At 32.0% G+C, this 26,382-nt stretch carries 13 protein-coding genes; 1 reads left to right on the top strand and 12 read right to left on the bottom strand.

Features of this window, described 5'->3' with window-relative positions:
• Positions 1-14: 14 nt before the first annotated feature.
• From Q0776_RS05930 to Q0776_RS05890, 9 genes are all read right to left on the bottom strand, one after another.
• Positions 15-3,470 (bottom strand): glycosyl hydrolase, encoded by a 3,456-nt coding sequence (locus tag Q0776_RS05930; RefSeq protein ID WP_298365958.1) that lies wholly within the window; start codon positions 3,468-3,470, stop codon positions 15-17.
• A 151-nt stretch (positions 3,471-3,621) separates the two neighbouring features.
• Positions 3,622-5,796 carry a beta-xylosidase gene (locus tag Q0776_RS05925; RefSeq protein WP_298365956.1) on the bottom strand — a complete coding sequence of 725 codons (2,175 nt, stop codon included), beginning with the start codon at positions 5,794-5,796 and terminating at the stop codon, positions 3,622-3,624.
• Positions 5,796-7,214: a hypothetical protein gene (locus Q0776_RS05920; protein ID WP_298365954.1), complete on the bottom strand. Its 1,419-nt coding sequence runs from the start codon at positions 7,212-7,214 to the stop codon at positions 5,796-5,798. The genes Q0776_RS05925 and Q0776_RS05920 overlap by 1 nt, the downstream gene beginning before the upstream one ends.
• Positions 7,215-7,493: 279 nt before the next feature.
• On the bottom strand, positions 7,494-11,327 hold the full coding sequence (locus Q0776_RS05915) for a T9SS type A sorting domain-containing protein (protein ID WP_298365952.1): 3,834 nt from the start codon (positions 11,325-11,327) through the stop codon (positions 7,494-7,496).
• Positions 11,328-11,506: 179 nt separating this feature from the next.
• Positions 11,507-12,946 (bottom strand): aldehyde dehydrogenase, encoded by a 1,440-nt coding sequence (aldA, locus tag Q0776_RS05910; protein WP_298365949.1) that lies wholly within the window; start codon positions 12,944-12,946, stop codon positions 11,507-11,509.
• Between the two features lie 32 nt (positions 12,947-12,978).
• Positions 12,979-14,268, bottom strand: a complete 1,290-nt coding sequence (locus tag Q0776_RS05905) for a class II aldolase/adducin family protein (protein WP_298365947.1) — start codon at positions 14,266-14,268, stop codon at positions 12,979-12,981.
• Positions 14,269-14,300: 32 nt separating this feature from the next.
• A complete protein-coding gene (locus Q0776_RS05900) occupies positions 14,301-15,677 on the bottom strand; it encodes an FGGY family carbohydrate kinase (RefSeq protein WP_298365946.1) in 1,377 nt (458 codons plus the stop codon).
• A 10-nt stretch (positions 15,678-15,687) separates the two neighbouring features.
• The gene (locus tag Q0776_RS05895) at positions 15,688-16,968 is read right to left on the bottom strand and encodes a sugar isomerase (protein ID WP_298365944.1); all 1,281 of its coding nucleotides are present in this window, start codon (positions 16,966-16,968) and stop codon (positions 15,688-15,690) included.
• 86 nt (positions 16,969-17,054) lie between these two features.
• A complete protein-coding gene (locus Q0776_RS05890; protein WP_298365941.1) occupies positions 17,055-19,148 on the bottom strand; it encodes a bifunctional aldolase/short-chain dehydrogenase in 2,094 nt (697 codons plus the stop codon).
• Between the two features lie 410 nt (positions 19,149-19,558).
• Between Q0776_RS05890 and Q0776_RS05885 the strand changes: the two genes are divergently transcribed.
• Complete coding sequence (locus tag Q0776_RS05885; protein ID WP_298365940.1) at positions 19,559-20,611, top strand: GntR family transcriptional regulator; 1,053 nt, start codon at positions 19,559-19,561, stop codon at positions 20,609-20,611.
• A gap of 84 nt (positions 20,612-20,695) precedes the next feature.
• Here Q0776_RS05885 and Q0776_RS05880 read toward each other — a convergent pair whose 3' ends face one another.
• The 3 genes from Q0776_RS05880 to Q0776_RS05870 are packed head-to-tail and all read right to left on the bottom strand — an operon-like array spanning position 20,696 to position 26,380.
• On the bottom strand, positions 20,696-23,341 hold the full coding sequence (locus tag Q0776_RS05880) for a glycoside hydrolase family 2 TIM barrel-domain containing protein (protein ID WP_298365939.1): 2,646 nt from the start codon (positions 23,339-23,341) through the stop codon (positions 20,696-20,698).
• Positions 23,314-25,242, bottom strand: a complete 1,929-nt coding sequence (locus tag Q0776_RS05875; RefSeq protein WP_298365938.1) for a sulfatase — start codon at positions 25,240-25,242, stop codon at positions 23,314-23,316. Before Q0776_RS05875 ends, Q0776_RS05880 begins: the two co-directional genes overlap by 28 nt.
• A 4-nt stretch (positions 25,243-25,246) precedes the next feature.
• Positions 25,247-26,380 carry a glycoside hydrolase family 88 protein gene (locus Q0776_RS05870; protein ID WP_298365936.1) on the bottom strand — a complete coding sequence of 378 codons (1,134 nt, stop codon included), beginning with the start codon at positions 26,378-26,380 and terminating at the stop codon, positions 25,247-25,249.
• Positions 26,381-26,382: the final 2 nt, after the last annotated feature.

Genomic DNA, 26,382 nt, shown 5'->3' with positions numbered 1-26,382 from the left:
TTTTATTTAGAAAACTAATTTGTTATTTTTAAAACTACTGGCCCAATTAAACCTGATTGGTCAAGTTGGGTGTCGTCTTTTTCAGGTTTATTTGTGGTCCACGTTTTCTTCTCTTCTTTAGATCGAGTATTGTCGTATATCAATTGGTTTCTCCAAGTATTGGTTACTTTGATTTCTAATGTATTTTCACCTTTTAAAAGGTTTTCACTTAAATCGAACCTATAAGGTGGTGCCCAACGTGTTGCTACTTTTTTACCATTGCACCATACTTCAGCAATATTGGCTACCTCACCCAAATCAATACTCATATATTTACCTACACTTTCTAAGTTAAAGTCTTTGGTGTACGTTGCAGTTCCTGAATAATGTTGAATAGCTTCATTGTCCAAATTAGTAAGCGATTTTAATTGCGGTATCTCTATAGATTCTGGTGTATCCCATCCCGTTTCAAATGAAGCTTTCCAATTATTTTGAAGTGATATTTCTTTTACTTTTATACCTATTGAATTAACTTCTTGTTCTTTATACAATTTAAATGTTCCAGATTTTGAAGCCAGTATTTTGTTTCCTTTTTTTGAAATTCTTGGAAAATCAGTATCAGAATGAATTTTATACCAACCATTTTCTGCACTTAAAATGGTTTCATTTTCAAATTCAACTTTTGAACAATAAGGTTCCTTATTTCCTTTTGGAAAAACAACAATGGCACTACCGCTTGGGTCAAAAGAAATTACAACATTGATTTTTTTGTTTTCTTTAGACCATACCATTGGATCTTGTTGTTCGCCTGTAAACGCATCCCACAATTGAGGATACCTATCAGAAACTCTAAAGCCCAAAGAAACATCTAACGGCTTTTCACTTGTGGTACTTACAAAATAAATATCAGCATCAGCTGTTTTGCGATGAATCCAATTAATTGGCAAGTTTTCAGGCACCAATACATCTGGCTGAATGCTTTCGCTTTTTAAAACTTCATCAATGGTTTGACCCCAATAAACTTTTCCTAAACCTACTTCTTTTACACCATTACTTTCTGTTCCCCATAATTCATCTGAAATAGATTTAAGCATTTTTAAATCATTTTCATTGTCCATTAAACTCGGTGATCCCGTTGGCTTATCTCCAACAATTATAGCACCTTCAAGCACCAATTCTTTTAATTTTTGAATGGTTGAAAGCAACATTTCATCAGAGTCTCTAAGTAAAATAATTCGGTAATCACCTGCTTCTTTCACATTGATTTTACCGTCTTTTACCGATAATTTTGTTTGTAATACTTCTTCATTTAAATAGTCAAAACGATACCCTTTTGGGAAATAATCAAGATCAAAAGGTGGGCGCTCAAAATGATCTCCATAATACCAAAGAACATCTGCTACATATTCGCCCTGTTGCAACATATATTGATTTCGAGAAAGATAATCAATCCAATCTGACATGTATTTCCACCAGGTTTGTTCTCTTACGAAGGGAAAACCAATATGACCTCCAAAACTTGAACCTGGATAAACTTTTGTTTGTGGTGTATGAGAAAACGTGTGAAATACTAAATGATTTACTCCTTTGGTAAAATTATAATCAATCAGATATTTAACAGAAAAGGGATGCTCATTCCATTTCACTCCTATTTGGGTGCAAGCTTCAGCCGCTAACATAGGTTTATTGTATAAATGTGTTGCTGATGCAGCATTTAAAATAGGTTTGGCATATTCGTTTTGATTTGATGGTGCTTTTGGATACCAAAACTCTGTCATTGGAATATCACTTACACCATAATAACGCATTGGATCTATTGGTAATACTTCTCCTCCTGCGCCTTCTGTATAAACTTCTGCGCCCATTTCATGAGCTACTGTTGCAAAATGAGAGAAAAAATTATCGATATATACCTCATCCATTGTTTGACGCAAATCTCGAAGAAACTTTGTGGTTATCTCTTTACTTTCAACAATATACCCTATTGTTGCAGGCAAATACGTTTTCATACTATAACCTCGGCGTTGTTCAAATTCTTTAAACATATCTTCAGAATTCATAGTCCAAGTAGGTATATGACTTTCCCAACTATCAATTAATAAACCGTGCAACTTTCCATCTCCGATTGGACCTCCGTCTTTAATCAAATTACCAATCATCCCATTTCTTAAGTGATTTTCAATAGCAATTTTATCTAATTTACTCGATTCCCACCCTGTAGCTTCAGGAACTGCAGGTTTATTAGTTAAACGCATGTTTATGTGACCAAAACGTACTACTGTCCAATCACCTATTGGAACATTCCAAATTAATTTTCCTTCAGAAGTCATTTTATCAGAAATATTCAAAATTTTATTCGCAGGAATAATCGTGGATTCGGCATAGTTGTAATTCACATCTTTTTCAAGACGACGCATAGCTTTGGCAGCTTTAGCCTCATGATTATGTAATCGTGGTTTTGATGTTAAATGAATAAATTCTGGTTCAATAATATGTTCACCTTCAAAAGTAAATACAAATGTTTTTGAGGTTGTTTCAGGAATTGATAATGTAAGTTTTTTTTGCCTATCGTTCCAATTACCATCAGGAATATTAAGTGTTGTAATCTCTGTAAGTTTATTTCCTACAATTGCCTCAACTTTAACATTTACATCAACTTGCGGGTATTGCGAATCCATAATAATATGACGCAATGGAGGAAAAACAACCGACCTAAGTGTAACTGGGTTTTTAAATGTTGTTTTTACCCAAGTATCTTTTGCACCTACTTTTGCAATTCCTTTTGCTCGATATGTATCAAGTTTTTTATCTAGCCTCGTTGTTTTAGCGGTAACAGTGATTTTTGAATTAGGGTTGAAAATGTCTTTCCAAGGTACAACAGGGTTATTACTTTCGATTTTTGTAGGGTTGAGTATTCCTATATCATCGCCATCTGGAGTTGGAAACGCCACTATTTGTACATCTTTATAATCATAATTTGGTGTTTTATATAAAGAATCTAATTTTATTATTTCACTAAAAGTACTTCCTCCTTTTACTCTGTAAACCGTTTCTACAATTTCTCTTTGTGCTTCTTCAGCGGGCACCCAAGGACCACCAGTCATTGACCAACCAGGGCAATTTTGCATGGTGAATTTTAATCCTAATCTTTTACACTCATCGGCAGCATGGCGAATCATATCTTCCCACTCTGAAGATAAAATTTTAATTGGTTTTACATTTGGATATGGTCGCCCCGATTTATTAAATAAATGAATACCTTGTAAACCAGCTTCTTTAATAGCTTCTAAATCTAGTGTTAAACCTTCTTTACTAATATTATTCCCGTTTAAGTGAAACCAAGTTTCAGGCCTATATTTTATTGAAGGAGATTTAAAGCTTTGAGATAATTCCTTTAATTCAGATTCTCTATTTATCTTAATAGAATTACTACAACTTAGTAGAAGAAAACTTATAAATGCAAAGCCAAATAAATAATATAAAGATTTCATACTGGGAAAGGTTAATTAAATTTAAAATTACACATTGTAATTATATAAACTATCCTGTAACTACCTGCTAATTTAAAAAGCCTTCTAGAATAAAAAACCTCATAAAGAATGTTCTTTATGAGGTTTGTATATTATTTTATTATTTGGATTTTTAGATTACCTTTAAAGTTGTTTTATGCAATTCTTTATCTACAGAAGAAGTCCCTACAGAAATAGTAAACGTTCCAGGTTCAACCACCTTTTTCATTTCTTGATTTAAGATATTTAACTCATCAAAACCTAATTTAAAGGTTACCGTTTTTGTTTCTCCCGGTTTTAAAGTAATTCGCTCAAAGCCTTTAAGCATTTTATTATAACGACCCACAGAAGCAATATCGTCTCTAACATACATTTGTACTACTTCATCTCCAACTCTGTTTCCTGTGTTTGTAACTTCAACTGAAACTGAGGTAGAACCATCAATATTAATAGTTGAACTTTCTAGTTTTGGTGTTCCGTATTTGAATGTTGTATAACTTAAACCATAACCGAATGGAAACAATGGTGTTTTATCACTGTCTTTATACAATCCTTTTCCAGAGCCAATAAAATCCGGTCTTTCTAGATAAGTTACAGGAACTTGCCCCACAGATCTTGGAAAAGAAACAGTTAATTTTCCTCCAGGATTTACATCACCAAAAATAGCATCTGCAATAGCATCTCCAGAATGCATTCCTAAATACCAAGTTTCTAAAATTGATGGAATGTTTTCTGCTACATAATTAATTGACAATGCTCTACCATTAATTAAAACAGCCACAACAGGTTTACCTGTTTTGTGCATTGCTTCTACCAATTCTTTTTGAACTCCGTATAAATCTAAATTGTCTCTATCCGCACCTTCACCTCCAGTTCTTCTAGAGCCACCAATTACTAGAATTACAGCATCCGATTTTTTGGCTGCTGAAATTGCTGCAGGAAAACCAGCTTTAGAATTGCTTAATAAATCGCAACCTTTTGCATAATTGATTTTTACATTGTTACCAACTTTCGCTTTAATACCATCTAAAGCAGAAACATAAAATGGAGGCAAACCAGAATAACCACCTAATAAAGAATAAGTTCCTTTTGCAGGCCTATTTTCGTGTGCATTCGGTCCTATAACTGCTAATGAGTTTATTTTAGACATATCTAAAGGCAATAAATTTCCTTCATTTTTAAGTAAAATAATAGCTTTTTTAGCCATTTCGTAAGCAAATTCTTGGTGTTCTTTTTTACCCGCATTTACAGTTTTCGGGTCAATTTCTTTAGGTTCTGAATCAAATAAACCTAGTTTATATTTTGCGGTTAAAATACGAGATGTTGCTTTATCAATATAGGTCATCAATTTAGGATTCTTCGTTATCGTATCTTTCAACACTTTGGTATGATAAGCTGCTAGGCTCTCATTCTTTCCTATTACTAAATCCATATCAACACCTGCTTTTAAACCTAAAATGGCTGCTTCTGTTCTAGTTTCAGTTATAAAATGCATCGTTTGCAAACGACCAACATCATTGTTATCGGATACAATAAATCCATCAAAACCAAGTTCATCTCTTAAAATATCCTTTAGCAACCACGTATTCATATGATTTGGAACCCCATTATAATCTTGATGCCCTGGCATAATTGAACCTATCTTTGCTTCCTTTACAGCAGCTTCAAAAGGCGGTAAATAAATTTCTCTTAAACGACGTTCAGACATATCACTAAAACCACCGTTAATTCCACGTCTGTTTTCAGGATATCCTATAAAATGCTTAGCTGTAGCCATTACATGGTTCTCATCATATTGTTGGTCACCCATACCTTGTAAACCTTGAATAAATGCAACACCCATTCTAGACACTAAATAAGGGTCTTCTCCATAAGATTCTTCTACACGCCCATATCTTGGATCTCCAGAAATTACATCTAAATTTGGCGAATAACAATGTGTAACTCCTAAAGCACGTGCTTCTATTGCCGTTTGTGAAGCCATTTTTTTAACGAGTTCGGGTTCCCAAGTAGAGGCAGCAGCAATAGCCTGAGGATAAACAGTTGTATTACCATAATAATCAAGAACAAGCCATAACCCATGTAATGCCTCTCCATACTTCATATATGGAATTCCTAAGCGTTCATTAGCAGGAGCATCTTGCATCATTTCAGCAATTTTCTCATCCAAAGTCATTTGACTAATCAACTCTTGGACTTTGTTTTCTATTTTTGACTCTTTTAAACTGATTTCTTTATTTGAGTTTTTTTCAGAATCACAACCTACTAATCCAATTACAAAAAATATTGATACTATTAATTTCTTCATTACTTTATTTCTTTTTTTTGAAAATACCTACTAAATACTAAAAACAAAAAGCCACATAACAACCAAGCTGGAAGGGTTACAAACGATAAGAAAACATCAAATTGCAATGAAATAAAATAAAACAATCCAAAACTAATTGCCCAAGCCCAAAAAACAGATTTATTAAATGATAAGCTTGCTAATTCTGCATAATTCTTTACAATTCCTGCTTTTTTATAAAAGAAATGTTCAAACACTATAATAGCTCCAAAAGGCGCTAGAATAAATCCATAAAGTGCTACGAATCCCAATAGTTTCATAGCGAATGCTGGGAATAAACCTGCAATGGTAGCAACTGTACCTGCTAGTATTGTTACTTTAGCTGTCGACAATTTTGGTAAAATTGCTTGAAACGCTAAACCAGCTCTGTAAATGGTTGGATTTGCAGTTGTCCAACCTGCCAATACCACAGCTATAATTCCTAAAATTCCAATAGCATTGTTTGCTAAAGGTCCCGGTGCAACTGGCGGAGCCTCACCACTGCTTAAAAAAGCTTGTGCTTCAGGTGATTTTAAATAGACTGCATATAACAATGCTGCTGCAATCCATGCCATATAATGACCAACGTACATTCCTGCGGCAGTAGCCCAACCTGCTTTTGGTTCTTTAGCGAATCTAAATACAGATAAATCAGACATTCCGATATGCATTGCTCCGTTCGCAAACCATGACCATAAAACTACATGCCAAAATGTGAATTTTGTTTGACCTGGAAAAGGTTCGAAACCTTCACCCCAAATATTCCAGAAATCTGAAAAGCTACTTACTCCTAATTGGTTAAGTGCTACAACACCACAAGCAAAAAATGCTATTACGATAATTGGTGACATCCAATTTGCCGCTTTTGTTACTGTATCGTAACCGCGAGCCGCAATAATTGATATAACCGCTCCAATTAATATTACTATAATTACCCAAGTTAAACCATTAGGCATTGTATCAGTTAATTTAGGCATAGGCATATCAAAAGGAATTCCTACGGCTGTAGCTGAAACAGTAATCATTGATCCTGCTAAAAAACAAAATAAAATTCCATTTGCTAAATTGTAACCTGTAACTAATTTTTTACCACAAATTTTTTCGAGTTGATAATACAGCGTTAATCTATTTTTAATCGCAATTTCGGCAGTTAAAAATCTCCAACTTAAAACAGCTAATAAATTTCCTATTAACAACCCAATGATTAAATCAAAAGCACTTACACCAGTTGTAAGAAATAATGGACCAATCATAAATTCAGTTCCTGCGGCGTGTTCACCTGCATACATTCCTATAAAACTTTTCCAACCTTTAAGTTTAGATTTTGGTACAGGAACTCTTTCAAATTCACCTCCAGAATCTTGCTCCATTATAGCTTCCTTGTTGTTATCTTGTGTCATAAATTATCTAGGTTTTTATTATTAATTTCATTTTAAATAAAGCTTGGATTTTAATAGATTAAAATATAAATAATTAATTATCTCTTATCACAAATTCAATATTTATTTGTGCTATTTAATGTAAATCAAAAATAAACTTTAGAAAACTCGAATCTATCCTGTACTGTGTGGTAATTAGTTGCTTTTGGAATATTAAAAAAATGTGTTTTTATAATATTTCCAAGAAATAAATATATTGATTACAATACATTTTATTTGTCTAGATTTAAAGCGGGTACATCAATTTTTAATTACTTTAAGTAACAATGGTTTTTCTAAATTCAATTTCACAAAATAAACACCCTTTGGTTTATTTTCTATATTCAAGCTAACTCGACCTTCTTTAAGCGAGTAAACTTGTGATGAAATTAATTGAGATTGTATATTGTAAATTTCAATATTCGCCGTTTTTAAACTTGTAGGAACATAAATTTCGAAGAAACCATTGGTTGGATTAGGATATCCTTTTACACTCTCCATTAAATCTATTTTCTTTGAAAGTACACCTTGACACTCCGATTTAGCCTGAATTTGTAATTGATCTCCGTGGTTTATTTCAACTGAAAAATTAGATTGATAAGTTTCTAAAACAACTTCCCCATTTTTAAACAATGTATATGGTGCAGTGCCTTCTTCAATAGATACTGCTGCTGTTTTTTTATCAATTTGTATTTTTCCACTTAAGCTTGGTCCACTGACAATAGTTACTTGGTAACATTGCTCATAAGTATCACCATCAATGGTAATACATAAATCATAGGTTTTTGAGCCTAAGTTATCTATTGTTACATTAGTATTGAAATTATACTTTTTTTCGTTTATTTTTGCTGTATAATTTCTATTTTCCTTAGCTTCAATTTTAAGACTTCCGTTTTCTTTTCCTATGCAGGTTTCCCCTATTGTTTCAATAAGAAAATTATCTGAAGATAGTTTAAAGCTGTGCTCAAAATCAAGAGTATATTCAAGAAATCCCTTTCCTTCGTTATCTGCATTTAATATTTTATCTTCAAAAACGAACTGCTCACCTTTCCCTACATATAAAGAAACATCTGTTTTTCCAGCTTTTACCTTTGTACGTAAAATTCCAAATCTCCCTGTAAAATCTATATCATAATCTGGTAAATCTAAAACAATGTTATCCTCGTCATTAGCCAAAATAATATCGGTTATTTTTGCTCCATTTACTTCAGAAAGTACTTTAACTCCAACAACCTTATTATTATCATAAATGATTGATGTTGATTTTACTGTACCTTCTTGGTTTTCTGAAGGCTCATAGATAGCAACAAAGGGTTCATTCCAAGCTTCACCATATTTACGCATGGTAGTTACGGGTGTTTTCTTTTTATCGTAGCCGTTTAAAGCCCCTTTTGTATGTGGAGCTAGAGCCGTGGAATATTCACGCTCAATTCCTGCAGGAATTGAAACATTCATAAATTTATTTACTGTATTTAATACAAATGAAGCTTTTACTGCTTGTTGTGTTGACGTTGATGAATTTACATTTTCAAAAAATGTCCAACCTGTAACATTGCCAGATTTCTCAGTTGCATATTTTGTAGAAACATTTAATGGTACACTAGAATCGTCAGCAAATTTCAACGAAACAGCATCTCCTATGTTATGATAAATATAATCATGATAATCATTTGAAGTCTTACCTTTTGATCTCAAAATATCAAAATAATAACCTGTTGTAGCACTTGTACGAATAATACTATTAGTACGTTGTTGAATACAATCATTAAAAGAATCATCGATAGATTGTGTTGAAAAAGAAAAATTAGTTGAAATTGGTGTGTCCAACGATTTTGGTTCACAATCTACCAAATCTACGTTTGCAACTTTAGTAAGCCAATTATTACCTCCTCGCTTTCCAGAACCATTAACAATAACCGTGTTATGCGCAGCATGCCGTACTCTATAATTTTCGTGCTCATCTGAACCATAAGATCCACTTCCGCTTTCTGCACCTGTTACTTGTCCTTTTCCGTATAATTCTAAATCAATTCCCGTTGAATGGGTGTGTACATAGGCCGCTCCACCCGAATAATACATCATACCGTCATTTACTATATCTGGAGTATTGTAATTTCTTTGAACAACTATCCCTGCATGTTTTAAATTATATGTAAATTCTATATTAGGTGGAACCACTGTTTGAGAGTCCCCTATATCCTCTCCCCATAAAAGTTGTAAAGGACTATTATATTCTAATCTATCTGTTACAATTTCTGGGTTATACCCACCTACTTTATCGTAATAATAATTTAAGTTTTGTTTTGCAAATTGTGAATACGTTGGTAAATTTTTTCTGTTTGCAATTCGCAACATCCATTGGTATCCTTCATTCATATTTCCATCTGTACCGGTATCACCAAAACGCATTAACTCATCTGAAGGATAAAACCAATTAGCATACCCTATATATCCATCTAGAATTGCTAAATTATTATTTATTAATTCCATACTTGGTTTGTAACGATCAATAACATTCATTGACTGAATAACAAGTGCATGAGACCCTTTTGAATAACTAAATGTTTCTGGCCACACTCCATTTTCAGTAAAATTGTTAAGGGTCCAAGTATAGGCATCAAATGATTCACTTGTATTATTGTAGAATCGATTAAAATACTGTTCTCTTTTAGTATCATCTGATATCATTAAAAGGTTAAATAAATTTCCGTTTCCTGCTAAAACAGAGTGATTACTTTTTTTCGCTCTGATACTCATAAACACAATGTCAGACAAATTGGTAACAGTAGTTTGAGCGGTTGCGTCATTAAATTGAATTCTTGTTCTAGTTGCTAAATCATAGACCTTATTATTGGTATCATTTACATAATTGTATAAAAAATCATATGTTAATGCAATTCTTGGAAACAAGGTTCTAGATTCTAACCAACCATCATCAAACATAAGTCCATCTGTCCCTTCTTGATACTTTTGCACAGGTTGTACTGCCAAATGTTTCATATAATGATTTAAAATATCGGCCGCATATTGTGCATAACTTTCATCATTTGTAAGGTAATACAAAATGGAAGCTTCATTCATAGAACCTACAATATCGGTATGCACCGTTCTATCTGCAAATACTCCTGGAATTACTGGAATAGTGCCTAAAGTTGCTTGTGGATTTGACACGTGTAAATTTTTCTTTCCATCCACACGAGACTTTAACTGATTATACAGTGAACTTGCCCAAGAATAATTATGAATGTTATCCACTATTTGTTGTCTCTCAGGATATGAAGCCCAAATAAATGGGTGCTTTAACGTTAAATATCCTGAAGGTGTGTCAGGTAGATTAGCTGAAGGGTTTACAACACCACCTTTTAATTCCTTCATTTCTATGTTATCAAAATCAAAAATCCCAGTTCCAGAAGCCGATGTAGCTTGAATTTTAAATCCACTAATATCACCTTTAGCATCCGTATTTTTTAAAGAAAAATCATTAATACCTCTCGATGTTCCTACCCATACATCCATTTTACCATTCACAATACTTTCCACACTCCCATCTGGAGCATTATAGGTTTTATCGCTTCCCGAATTATTTACAACAAAAGCAATTGTTTGCTTACCAGAAAATACTGCTGAACTTGGTGCTCCTCCTATATTATCTATGGAAGCAACTTTAAATTCATTATCATTCTCCTGGGCCACAATACCAAATCTACTTGTAAAAGTTGATGAAGATCCAAATGAAGAACTCGAAAATTCAGAACCAATAAACACACTAAATAATGGGTTTTGAGTACCTTTTTGATAGTTGCTTACTTCAAAATCGAATTTTAACTGTACAAATTTTGGGTTTGTATCAAATGTGAAATTTCGATAGGCATATATTGAAGCTGTGCCTGTTCTATTAATCCTTAATGTCTCGTTATTTATACTCGTTGTAAGGTTTGCTCCATTAGGAGAAATTTCATTAAACTGCCCAACATTGGGTATTGTACTCACGTAATCTGAAATTGTAATTGAACTACAAAAGTCTTGATTAAAAAATTGCGCATTCAATGATTTACATAGTCCAAATGCTAAAAATAAAAGTAAAATTTTCTTCATTTAATATAATTATCTTTTAAAATTAATTCATTACAAATCTTATTCCATCCTGCACTATGTGGTAGATACCTTCCAATAAACAATTCTAATTAGGTCATTTTCAAAAAAAACTCAGAAGCATTCCCTCTGAGTTTTTAAATATTTTAGATTATATAAAACTTATTCTAAGTCTGTTTATTTTAATAGTATTTAGCATATACAACTCTTGTATGTAAATACTCTTCCATACCATGTTTACCATCTGCTCCACCAACTCCTGATTTTTTCCAACCTGCGTGGAAACCTTGAATAGCTTCAAAATGTTCTCTATTCACATATGTTTCTCCAAAATGTAGGCTGTTAGTAGCTTGCATAATTTTATTGTAATTTTCAGAAAATATTGATGATGTTAATCCAAACTGACAATCATTTGACAAAGCAATGGCTTCTTCTAATGTTCCAAATTTCATTACAGGTAACACAGGTCCAAATACTTCTTCTTGAATAATCTCCATTTGTTGATTACAATTGGTTAACAATGTTGGCTCATAGAAGTATCCTCGGTCAAATTTCTCTGGACGTTTTCCTCCTAAAATAACTTCAGCTCCTTCTTTTTTTGCAAACTCAACCATTTCAGTAATTTTATCAACTTGATCTTTTGAAACCAAACTACTCATATCGGCATTGACGCCTGTTAAAGCATCCTCAATAGTAACGTCACTCATCTTTTTAGTAAGCATTTCAACAAATTGGTCGTAAATACTATCTTCAACATAGACTCTTTCGGCACAGTTACATACTTGTCCGCTAAAAATTACTTTTGATGAAACTACTGAATTTACAGCCAACTCTAAATTAGCATCGGCACATACAATAGCAGGAGCTTTTCCTCCTAACTCTAGCGACACTTTAGTAATATTTTCTGCTGCGGCCTCAATAATTTTTTGTCCTGCAGAAACACTTCCTGTTAAACTAATAATTCCTGTAATAGGGCTTTTCGATAACGCATTTCCAACAGTTCTACCTGCTCCACAAACAAAGTTTAAAACACCTGGCTTAAGACCAATATTCTGAATTAATTCAGCAAATTCCATAATGGTATTTGGAGCTTCAGAACTTGGTTTTATAACACAAGTATTACCTGTAATTAACGATGCTGCAACTTTACGAGCCATTACAAAAAATGGAAAATTCCAAGGACAAATACCTACAGCTACTCCAATTGGAACTTTATGTAAATAAATGTGTTCTTTTTCTCTATCACTTTGAATAATTTCACCTTCAATTCTTCTTGCCCATCCTGCATTATAATCAAAATAATCTGCAGTTACATCAATTTCAATCTGAGCCAAACCAATAACTTTTGCTTGTTCTTTTGATAATGTTTCGGCTAAGAACACTCTATTTTCTCTAATAACAGTTGCCATTTTATGTAAAAACGAGGCTCTTTGTATAGCTGGTAATGCCTCCCATTGAGGTTGAGCTTGTTGAGCTGCCTCAAGTGCATTATTAGCATCTTCAACTGTACCTGAAGAAATTGTACTTATAACTTCTTCAGTACAAGGGTTTAATATTTCTATAACTGATGTAGCCTTAGACTCCACAAATTGACCATTAATATATTGCTTATAATTTTTCACTGTTATTAAATTTTAGTTATTTCCTTATTTTACTATGCTAAAAATTTCTTTCTTAAATCTTCAACTTGATCATCATTTATAGGTACCATATCACCTAATGAAGATCCCATTACGATAGATTTTGCACTAAATTCTGCCACTTCTAAATAGTCAAATGTTTGCAACAATTTATCTCCAGTTACAATAACTGAATCATTTTCAACAATTAAAGCAGTAGTACAATTTTCTATAATCTTAGAACTCATATTTTCTTTAAAATGCTCTCCATATTTAACTGCTGGTATATCTTGCAAAAAAATCCAACTTTCTGGGATAGTACGAACATTAATATGTGTATTTGTAACTCCAAAAGCCATTAAATATGGTGATTGAGTCATAATTATAGAATTAATATTCGGATTGTTTTTATAGATTTCTTGATGAATCCAAGTTGATCTACTCGGTATTTTACCTTCTTCTCTTTTACCGTCCTTTATTTGAACAATATCGTCAACATCCAAATCCCATCTATTAACATCGGTTGGTGTTATTAAAAAATCATTGTCTCTCCATCTTACGGATACAGTTCCGTAAGTACTTATCATTAAACCTTGTTCACAAGATCTTTTAACAATCTCACAAATTTCTAATCGCTTTTCAGCCTCATCTGATGAGTTTTCAACGCTTTCCATTTCTGGCATGTTCGAATAAACCTGAGCTTCAAAGGCATCAATCTGGTCGTCAGTTAAATATTTAGGTGTACCTATCTGAGATCCATGAATTATCGTTTTTGCACAAAACTCTAGCGCTTCAAAACGTTCAAAAGCATCTGTCAAATCACTTCCTCCTAAAACAGTACCATGATTCTCCATTATTATAGCTTTATAGCCCTTTTTAAACTCTTCAGCAATTACTTCTCCAAGCATTTCACTTCCTGGGAGCTCATATTCCGCATAACCAATTGGCCCACAAATATGTTTTGCTTGTGATATAATATTCGTGTTAGGAATTTGGCGTACAATACTGAATGAAACCAAAGCGGGAGGATGTGCATGAATCACCGATCTAATATCCGGTCTTTCATCATAAATTGCTTTATGAAACGGAAATTCTGATGATGGTTTATGCTTTCCTATTATGGTTCCATCTTTTTTTACACACACGATGTCCGATGGACTTAAATCTCCTTTATCAACTGCTGAAGGTGTAACCCAAATATCTTCGTTTTCATCAATAATAGATATATTTCCTCCTGAAGTTGTTGTCATCCCTCTTTTATAAATCCTACTAATAATTTCAATTATTTGATTTCTAGGATGGATCAATTTTATGTTTTTAGACATTTTAATTATTATGTTTTAGTCGGGTTGGTTAGTTACCCGTTAATTATAAATGGTACATGCTTTTTTAGAGCATAATTTTCTTTTAAAAATTTTGAATTTAGTTTTGTATCAGAAATGGCAATAGCAGCTCCCAAAGCAGAACCTAATGATGCCTTAGTTGTTCTCAATCTCTTATCTCTAAAATAATGTGTTAAAAGCTTAGTGTATACCTCGTTGTCACTAAAACCACCATCTAAATAGAGTCTATGAACATCATCTTCTCCAATGGCTTTTTTTATACTTTTTACTTGTAACAAAACTAATTCTGTCATCAATTGATGATATGCATATTGGTAAGTATCAAAATTATTATATGATTCTTCTGGCATATTCTCATCAACAATACTTCCCCACTTATAGCAGTATTTAAAATTTTTGTTGATTTCTTTAAAAGTATTGCTATGGAATTTTACAGAACGATGATAATCTTTATCTACACCATACTTCTTTCTAAGTTTTTCAACTTGAATCTTGTATTCGTTACCTAAAAATAAGCGAGATGCTTTTACTGCTTTCCCATTAATTCGCATATAATTAATTGCTTCTTTATCGTTTGCAACAGTTGAAATCGGATTTTCAGTAAATGGATTAAAAACAATACTCCAAGTCCCTGTTGAAATTAAAGCAAACTTTTTCTTTATACTCCTTACATATGGAAGTAAGGCAGCTGAACTATCATGAATACCAACTCCAATTTTAATACGATTACCATTGTAATTCATATTAATACTGGTTTCTGTTGAAACTATTGGAGGTAATTTCTTGTCAATTCCTTCTTTATATACCCAACTATGGTAATCTTTTTTCTTATAATCCCAAAGTGCTGTATGGCAACCAATACTTGTATATTCACTTAAAGGGATACCTGCAAAAATATAACTTAGGTATTGTGGCAGATGTAAAGAATATTTAATCTTTTTATAAATTTCAGGCTTTGAATATTTAATCCAATACAATTGTAACCCTGAATTTAACATACTTAAATCTGAGCAACCAGTTGTTCTAAGAAATTCATCTACAGGTCCATATTTATCAAAAAAATCATCAATTACTTCCTGCTTCAAAGGCTTTAAATAATTATACAAAGGTGTTAAAGGTTCTCCATTTTTATCAATATGAACTAAACTAGCACCATAAGTGGAAAAATTAATTGCTTTAACTCTAAACTTTTTAGCTTTTAATATGCTATTAAAAACCTCTTTCAACCATTTCTTCAATGCAGGAAGATTCTCAGAAGGATATCCATCTTCATCTTTTACTTCATCAAAAGAAATATACTCTTTATGAACTTCTTTAAAATTTTTATCGAATAAGAAAAACTTTTTATTGGTTTTTCCGATATCAAAAACAGCTGTTACTTTTTTTCTCATTTTTTACAGATTAAAGTCCTGTAGCTACAGAGTTTTTACCTCTTTCTCCAACTAGCTGACCTCTTACATCAATAGATCTATATGCTTTTATTGGATTTAAAGCTCCACCGTTATTTAATCTTGCTTTTTCTAACAACGGTCTAACATCTGTTCTAAAAGCACCTTGCAAAATTTCTTGACATTTTACAACATCATTATCTAGTTGTGCTGCTTTCAATGCATTTTGATCAACTAACATTGCTTTTGCATACGATTCTTGAATAGCTTCTAAAGATTGAATTAAATCTTCTAATGGATCTTTTACATTATGACTTGCATCAATCATCCAAGCCAATTCTGGATTTTGAGGGTTGTTTTTCATTCCATAAACCAATTCATTAAAAATTAAGAATAAAGCGTATGGTTTAATACTACCTGCTGTTAAATCGTCATCTCCATATTTACTGTCATTAAAATGGAATCCACCTAATTTACCTTTTAAGCTTAAAATTGAAACAATTTGTTCAATATTACTATTAGGTAAATGATGACCTAAATCAACAAGTGTATATGCTTTATCTCCACATCCATTTGCTAACATTAATGATGCTCCCCAATCTTGAATTACCGTACTATAAAAATTTGGTTCGTATGGCTTATATTCAACGAGCATTTTCCAATCATCTGGAAGCCCTTTATAAATATCGATTAAGCTATTTTGAGTGTTTTGAAATGCCGTTTGAAAGTTATTTTGTCCAGGGAAACAAGATCCATCTGCTAACCATACAGTTAATGCTTTAGACCCTAGCTTATCACCAATTTTTATTACATCTAAATTATGTTGAATAGCTTGTTCTCTAACAGCCTGTTTCACATTGCTTAACGAACCATACTTATAACTTTCTTTTGCATTTGCTTGGTCTTGAAATGTGTTTGAATTTACAGCATCAAACTTAATATTTAAAGCATCTGCTTTTTCTTTAATTGCTTTATAATCTTCTGGAACATCCCAAGGAATATGAAGTGAAACTGCACCAGCTGTTTGTGTTAACGAATGTATTAATCCTACATCTTCAATTTTTTGTTCTAAATTAGAAGGTTCTCCATAAAATCCAAATCTTCCAAAACGAGTTCCTCCTGCTCCTAATGCCCAACTTGGAATTGCCACTTGAAATTCTGCAAGTTTTGATATTATTCCATCAACATCATGATTGTTTTTTGCTAACTTATTTGATAAAAAGTCTAAACTCTCTTTATGTGAAGCTAACTCTTTCTGATTTTCAACCTGAATTTGTTCTTGTTGTATTTTCATTTTAAATTTTAATTTTCTGTTCAAAAATTCAATAATATGTTCTAATTTAATGTATTATCATCACAATTTCTAACAGACACATTTTACTAACGTACAAATGCATTTGCCATTCCTCCATCTACATTTACTATATTTCCTGTAGATTTATCTAAAATTGCAACTAAAGAAAATACGCCATTGGCTATATCTTCTGGGTATATAATTTCATTTAATAAATTTCTTTTTGCATAAAATGCTGGTAATTCTTCTACGGTAATTCCATTAGCTTTTGCTCTACCTTCGGCCCAATCTCCTTCCCAAATTTTACTACCAACAATAACTCCATCTGGATTTACGGTGTTTACTTTTACTTTATCTTTTGCTAATTCAGCAGCTAATAAACGCACCATATGTTGTTGTGCTGCCTTTGCAGTACCATATGCTACATTATTAGGACCAGCTACTAAACCGTTTTTACTTGCAATTGCAATATAATCTCCTCCTAATTTTTGCTGACGAGCAATAGCACTAAATTGCTTTGCTAAATCAAATTGACCTTTCACTAAAATACTTTGTAAAATATTCCAATCTTTGTCTGTTGTTTCTTCTATAGGTTTTGAAATGGCCAATCCTGCACTATGTACAACTATATCTACGCCTCCAAATTCTAAAATGGCTTTTTTATAAGCAGCTGCAATGGAGTCTGTGTTTGTAACATCGCATACTGCATAGGTAGCTACATCACTTTTATATGTTGCATTTGCTTCAATTAATCTATCTTCAGCAATATCCGTTAATACAACATTTGCACCCTCGGCTGCTAATTTATCAGCAATTGCTTTTCCAATTCCTCCTCCTGCACCTGTAACCAAAGCAACTTTACGAGATAATGGTTGCTCTTTAGGCATACGTTGTAATTTGGCCTCTTCTAATAACCAATATTCAATATCAAAAGCTTCTTGTCTTGGCAATGATGTATAAGATGTAATAGCTTCTGCTCCACGCATTACATTAATTGCATTGATATAAAATTCACTTGCAACACGTGTTGTTTGTTTGTTTTTAGCAAAACTAAACATTCCAACTCCAGGATAAATTATTATAACTGGATTAGCATCACGAATTGCAGGGCTATTGTCTTTTTTACAAGAATTGTAATAATTAGCATACTCTTCACGATAAGCGTTAAATGCCGGTTCTAATTTCTTTAAAACAACATCCGAATTGCTTAAATCCTCGTTTTTATCTAAACTTAATACTAATGGTTGAATTTTTGTTCTTAAGAAATGATCTGGACACGAAGTACCCATTGGAGCCAAACGTTCTAAATCATTACTATTAATAAATTGCATTACCACTTCATTATCTGAAAAATGCCCAATCATTCTATTCTCTGAAGAACATAAACCTCTTAATAAAGGCATTATTTGAACAGCTTTTTCTTTTCGTTCATTTTCAGGTAAACTAGTAACCTTTTCACCTCCAAAAACACTTCCTTTTTCGTTTATTTTTTGCTCTATGTATTCAGAAGCCATTTCAATAACTTCCAAACTATTCATATAACATTCGTAAGATGTATCACCCCAAGTAAACAAACCGTGACTTCCTAATACAATTCCTCTGATTCCTGGATTATCTTCCAAACATTTTTCTAATTGCAAACCTAAATCAAAACCAGGACGTTGCCAAGGCACCCAGCCCATGGTATCTCCCCATATTTCTTTGGTTACTTTTTCACTATCTTCAGCAGCAGCTACTGCAATTAAAGCATCGGGATGTAAATGATCGATATGGGCAAATGGAAGTAAACCATGTAAAGGAGTATCTATTGAAGGTGCTTTGCTATCTAGATCGTAAATACAATGATTAAACAATCCCACCATTCTATCCTCCTCATCTAATCCTTTATATACACTTTTCAAGTCTCTTAGCCTCTTTGTATATAAACCTGCAATTCCAGATCGTGTTAAAGTACCGATATCTCCTCCCGAACCTTTTACCCACATTACCTCAACTTCATCATTTGTAAGAGGGTCTAATTCAACTGTTTTACAACTTGTGTTCCCTCCTCCGTAATTGGTAATTCTTAAATCTGCTCCTAAAATATTAGATCTGTATAAAAATAAATCTACTTGATTATCTTCAAAAAGCTTCACCTTTTCTTCATCCCATAAATAATCGACATATTTAAAATCTTTCATGCTCTATATTATATTTTTAGTTAATTAGTTAATAGCTACTTCAAAAGTAAATTACTTTTACTTTTATTCTATCCTGTACTATGCCGTATAGAATTTAATTATTCCTATTTTATGTTGTGAATACTATTTTTAACTTTCTCAAAAAATATAATTAGTTATATATCAATAAATTTAAAACAACTATTTTATGTAGGATTTCTTCATAAAAATTAACGATATAATGATTAATTTACTAAAATGAAATTATTTAAAATTGTTATTATTTTTTTGTTCAAATACTCTTCTGATAAGTGATGATGATTATATGTTTTACAAATGCTCTGCGTTTTTACCTCTTCATATATTCATTTATTCTGTAATAATTTAATAAATTTGTTTAGACTTTCAAATAACAGTATCAAGCTAAAATTATGAATTTAAGAGAATTTATTAAAATAGATGAGAATTCTAGAATTCCAAAATACCAACAAATAATAGATTCTATTATTTTGAATATTTCGGCAGGAAATTTTACAATGGATCAAAAAATCCCTTCAATAAACATGTTTAGTGAAGAGTTTTACCTATCACGTGATACGGTTGAGAAAGCATATAGTATTTTAAAGGAACGAAAAATTATAACTTCTATTAGAGGTAAAGGTTTTTACATTTCAAGAACTAAATTAATTTCAAAATTGAATATATTATTTTTAGTCAATAAACTAAGCTCCTATAAATTAAGAACTTACAATAATTTTATTCAAAGCATTGGTCCCAATTCACACACTGATTTACATATTTATCACTGTGAAGAAAACTTGTTTTTAAATTTGTTAGATAAGTACAAATCTTCGTACGATTATTATATAATAATGCCACATTTTAAAACGGAAGAACGAAAACATATTAGTTCCACTCCCAAAATTATAAATGCTGTTAAAAAAATACCAAGAAACAAATTGGTTATTTTAGATAACGAAAAATTAGGGCAGCTTCTTGATGGCGATTTTATAGAAATTTTACAGGATTTTGAGAATGACATTTATAATTCTCTTAAAGAAGGATTAAGTAAAATAAAAAAATACAAGAAATTAGTGTTGATCTATAAGAGGCAAACTGTATATCCATATCCACAAAGGATTCTAAAAGGTTTTAGAAAATTTTGTATAGAATTTGATCTGGATTTCGAGATACTTGATGAAATTTATAATGACATGGTTTTAAAAAAAGGAGATTTATTTATAACAATTGACGAATCTGATTTGGTAAACCTTGTAAAACAAGTAAGGGAAGATGAGTTTATACTAGGTGAAGAAATTGGCATTATTTCATATAATGATACTCCTCTAAAAGATTTATTAGGAATCACCGTAATTTCAACGGATTTTGAGGTTATGAGTCAAACCGCAGCCAATATGATTTTAAATAAAAAAACAGGAAAAGTAAAAGTTCCTTTTAACTTAATTGAAAGAGATTCTCTTTAAAACTTTAAAACATAAAAAAAACGAGATGGAATTTATTATTTTCATCTCGTTTTTTTATTTAATAAGTCCCTAATGAACTAATACTTAGTTTATTTTTCTTAGTTTAATGCCGCTTAACCGAGTTTTCCCTTTTTTTGCTTTAAAATCAATTGTAATTCCATTATTTTCTTCAATTGTAATTAAAAAACGTTTAGCAACACCTCGATCATCACCATATTGCTCTTTTAGATTTAGATTACTCCATAATATATTTCCATTTACAGAAATATCCATAACATTTTCGTCTTTGGTTTTCAACTCAGCAAGTAACAAAGACAGTTCGTATGTTCCTTTTGGAACATCAAATTTGTATTGATTTATCCCTATTAATTGCGTTTGATAAATTGGGTCGTTCTCAGTTCCTTTAACACTTACTTCTGAGCCAACAGTTTTTCTTCTAGGATGCCTTAATATTTCACCACCTACATATCCAAAACTACCATTTATATATTTTTGATCAGGCATCCATAAATAATCAACATTATCTTCTTCAATAAAGTAACATGTAGAACCAATGTTAATCGCTATTTCTTTAAACGTATTGGTTGTGCTTTTAAAATTATTTGGCTGTAAAGTAAAATTAATAGTTGTAAAATCTTTTAATGTCTCTCCATTTTTAATCGAAACTACTTCTATTAAATTAACTCCTTGTTTTAGAGGAACGTTAAATGTTGCAATAGAAAAATCGAATGCTTTTTTACCCAAAGACTTTCCATTTAAAAACATCTCTACATCTTTTGAGTTTCCTACAACAGTAATTGGTTGTGTAGCGACATTTGCCTCTTCACTATCAGCAACACCCGATCTTTTCGTCCATGCTTTAGAAGTAATTCCAACAAACGGTGTTTTATTAAGTATAGCCTGGTATAAATAATAAGCATCTTTTTTCTTTCTTTTTGATGAAACTAATCCTTTATTATTTATATGAGGTACTGCATCTTTACGATGTTCTACTTGAAAATCTGCATAATTCCAAACATTTGCACCAACAATTTCGGGCATATCTAAAATAGTTTTTAAATACGTTTTATGAAGTAAAAATTGATATTCTACACTAAAATCAAACCTAGTTGGGTTGTATGATCTTATTCTAGGGTCAGCACCACCTCCATATTCACTTAAAATAAATGGTTTATCAGGATCTAAATCTAAAGATCTTTTAACAAGACTTCTTAAATTTTCATCAATATCTTCTAACTCCTCAACATACCAACCGTAATATTTGTTATATCCAACAATTTCTGTAAGTCTAATTCCTAATTTATCTTGATAAGCCGGCTCTCTAAAAAATACAGAATACGAATAACGAGTTTCATCTTCTTCCTTAATAGTAGCTGCTAAAGCTTTATGTGTTTCTTTGAAATGTTTAATATAGAAATCTCCAAGCTTTTCAGGAGTTTTCATAGTCGTTTCATTACCTAAATTCCAAGCCACAATTGCTGGATTGTTATAATTAAAACGAATGGCCTCTTTCAGCATATTAATACTATTTTGCTTCCCTGCTTCATTAGCCGCTGCCTTATCTACAAAAGGAATTTCTAAAGTTGCTACAAAACCATATTTATTACACATTTCTAATATTGCTGGATCTTGAGGATAATGTGCTATTCTTAAAAAATTAACACCCATTTCCTTAAGTAACCTCATGTCATTTCTATGAATTTCATCACTAATCGCATTTGCTTTACCGTAAAAATCTTGATGCCTACAAGTACCTATCAATTTTGTATGTTTACCATTGATAAAAAATCCTTTATTAGCATCAAAACTAAACCATCTGAATCCAACCGGATTTTCGATACGATCTAACACTTCTCCGTTTTTATTTAAAACTTCCGAAACCAATTTGTACAAGTATGGTGATTCCGGAGACCATAAATTTGGATTAGAAACAGACAATTCACTAAATACATCTTTTCCATATGAAGACTTAGTTTTTATTGCTACAACTTCATCATTTTTATCATCAAACAAAGTTTGCTTCACATAAAATCTTCCTCTATCAGGTCTAATTAATTTTGATTGTACTGAAATAGTTGCTGTAGTTTTTGAAACTTCAGGAGTTCTTATAAAAACAGCATTTGCACCAACATTAGCAATATCAAAATGTACAGGTTTTGTAATTATTAACTGAATATCTCTATAAATCCCCCCATAAAAAGAAAAATCAGCAGCCTGAGGCACAATTTCATCATTGTGAGCGTTATTTACTTTAATCATAATCTCATTAACCCCAGATTTTAAGGCTGAAGTAATATCGCGTGTAAAAGCTGTATAACCTCCAATATGATCTTCTCCTACAGGTTTATCATTTACATATAGTGAAGTAACTTGGTTTGCAGCCTCAAACAATAAATAAACTTGTTGGTTTTCATAAATTTTAGGAATAACCAAATTCTTTTTATACCACCCATCACCTCGGTAATAACCATCCTCATCATCTAAAATATCTTCTGCATTCCAAGAATGTGGAATTGTGACTGTTTCCCAATCTATTGCTAACTTTTTAGATAAAGGATTTTCTATACTTCCTTTATGAAAATTCCATAAATCATTTATAGTTTCAGTATGTCGTGCCTGTTGAGCATTTGTAAAATAACATATACTTAAAAAAAGTAAAACTAAGTTCTTTTTTATCATCATTAAAATAATTTTATAATTCATTAATCTACTCGCCTTCTTTTTGGCCATAATGCAAGTGCGTCATTAATAATACGTCTGCTATATTCTTTACCATACTTATCAATTGCATCATCTGTATTAAAAGTTTTATCTTTATAGGTCAGCCAATCTTGTTTTGCTAAAAATTCATCGGTGTGCGAATACTGTAATGCATTTAAGCCATATAAAAACACAAATCCATCACGTGCATTATTAACTTCATTATAGAGATAATCAAAAGCTTTCTTTTTATTTCCTGAAACGGCTAAAGCTTGTGCTGCAATCAATCTGTTTACAGGAATAGTATCATTTTCAATTGAATGGATTAATTTTTCTTGAATTGCTCTATCATCTTGAGCAATTCTAAAAACTCCATACGCTCCCCAATATCTAATAATTGGGTTTGAATTATTTAAAAAAGTTAAGAAATCATTCCTATTTTCTAAAGCTCCTTTAGCCGCTAGTTTGGCAATAGGTAGAATTTTTTCAATTTCATATGCTTCACTTTGAGCATATTCATAAATGGTTGGGTGCTTTTTACCTACACCAACCAAATCATAAAACATAGGTTCTGGGATTAACCCAATATCTCGTATTTCAATCATCCATCTATCCAATTCATTAGATAATTCTGCTAGTTTTTTAGCATTCTTTTTTTCTCTAGCGATGCTTTTAATATGCCAAGGATCATTTTTTGTATTGAATAACTCAATCGTTGATTTTGGTTGATAAAATTGAGATTGTACAGCATTTGAGGTGCCATTAGTAAAACTTTCTTCATTAGCTCTCCAGTTTTGTTGCACGGTATAACCATATCTTGTAGAACAACCTCTTGGTCTGTGAGGAACAAAATTTTGAATAAGATAATATTCACCATCAGTTACAGCTCTATTAAAATCGTAACGTTCAGACATACGGTCTCTATAAAAATGGACATATTCTGAACTTGACTCTTTATCTTTTCCAAAAAATATTTTCCCTTGCATTTTATCTGGAACTGGTAAATCTAATACAGATATGATGGTTTTAGGAAAGTCAACAAAGCTAACTAAATCAACATAAGAAGTTCCGGACTTATAAGCAGGTACCAGATGTTTCCACTTTTTAGGAAAATATGCTATAAAAGGTACTTGTGTACCTACATTATACAGGTAACGTTTAGACCTTGATAACATTCCTCCATGATCTGAATAGAAAAATACAATGGTATTTTCGTCTAGATTTTTATCCTTTAACTCTTGTAACAAATCACCAACCCTGCTATCCATTAATGTGATTAAATCGTGAAACCTTGCCCAATCTTCTCTTACTTCTGGAACATCAGGGTGGTAAGGAGGTAACACAATATCTGAAGGATTAATTCTAGGTGTTTTAGGAATATCTCCATTTGCAACAAACGCTTCAATTCTATCTGCTGCTAACCTACTTTCATGTGTATCCAAAATATTAAACACCGAGAAAAACGGTTGTCCTGGCTTTCGGGTACTATAATGTGCTTTCTTACTAGATTCATCCCACAAACTTCTATCTGTTTCGTAACTAGAATTGTAATCTTTTTTATAGTTATTGGTGCAATAATAGCCTGCCTCTCTTAATACTTTAGGATACGCAGGAATACTTTCTGGCAATTTTGTATTTGTTCTAAAATTATGAGTTCCCGTAGTAGGTGCATACATGCCGGTAAGCAATGTTGAACGAGCTACTCCACATACTGGTGCGTTCGCAAAAGCACTTGTAAACATAACCCCTTGCTTTGCTAACTTATCTAAATTTGGTGTTTGTGCTTGATTAAAACCATAACAACCCAAATACGGGCTAATATCTTCACAAGTAATCCAAAGCACATTTGGTTTATCTTGACTATTTTGAGCCTTCAAGTTGATATTTAAAGAAAACACTAAAACAATAATTAGATGAAATGTTTTGTACATGAAATTAGTCTTCTAATTTTAGAATTTCACTACCTGCCATCAAAAAGGCTCCAGTCCCAAAATTCTGCCAGCTATCAAAGGATGCTGGTTCGGGTGATGCTCCAATATTTTGAACCCAACCTATTCTTCCATCTTCATGTTGACAAGCAGCTAAAGCATTCCAAGCTTTTTTAACCGCTGGTGCATATTTCGATTTTTCTAATAAACCATTGTTTAGCCCCCAAGCTAAAGCAAAAGTATAAAATCCACTTCCACTTACTTCTCCATGGTTAAAAGATTCAGGACTTAATAAACTTGTACGCCATAAACCATCTTCATGTTGTAACTCTAGAATTCTAGCAGACATTTCTTCATATAAATTTTCATAAAAAGAATAATGTTTGTAGTCCTTTGGCATATCATCTAATATTAATGCTAAGCCACCTAGCACCCAACCATTTCCTCTAGACCAAAATATTTTTTTACCGTTGGCCTCTTTTTTATCTTTTTTTGAACCTTTCCATACATAACGCATATCTCTCGCAAACAATTTTTCTTCTTTATCGTAAAGCTGATTATATGTCTGCATATAAAATTTATGCATCTCGTCTAAATACTTAGGTTGTTTTGTATGCTTTGCATATAAATTAAGAACAGGAGGTGCCATAAATAAAGCATCGCACCACCACCACAAAATAGTTTGACCCATTTCGTTCTTTCTAGTTCCTTGTTTCCAAACATCATCTTCATACAAATGAGCATCTAAGAATTTTTTAGTAGGCTCTAAATCTACAAAGCCTTTTCTTTTATCATTCATCCCTATATACAAATAGCTGTATGAAATAGCTACATCATCTGCATGATGTAACCTTGTATATGTTTGCCAATTATTCCAATACGCTTGATTTTTTAAAGCTGCCATATACATCATATCTTTAGTAGTTTTATGTGCTCTGGCCACACCTGTGTAATATGCTCCTGCTGTCCAATCTGTAGGTGCTATGGCAAAAATAGGATGTGCTTCTTGCCATTCTAAAGCTTTTATCATTGCAGCTTTAACATCCGATTTATTTATAGGCTCTTGAAGTGTTGTTTTTTGAGCTACTGAGCAGTTAAAAAGTGTAAAAACTGCAAAAAGTGTTAATATAGACTTGTTCATTT

Origin of the sequence: uncultured Lutibacter sp. (genome assembly GCF_947495725.1) — a bacterium.
Classification (GTDB): domain Bacteria; phylum Bacteroidota; class Bacteroidia; order Flavobacteriales; family Flavobacteriaceae; genus Lutibacter.
This window is presented reverse-complemented; position numbering and strand designations above follow the sequence as displayed.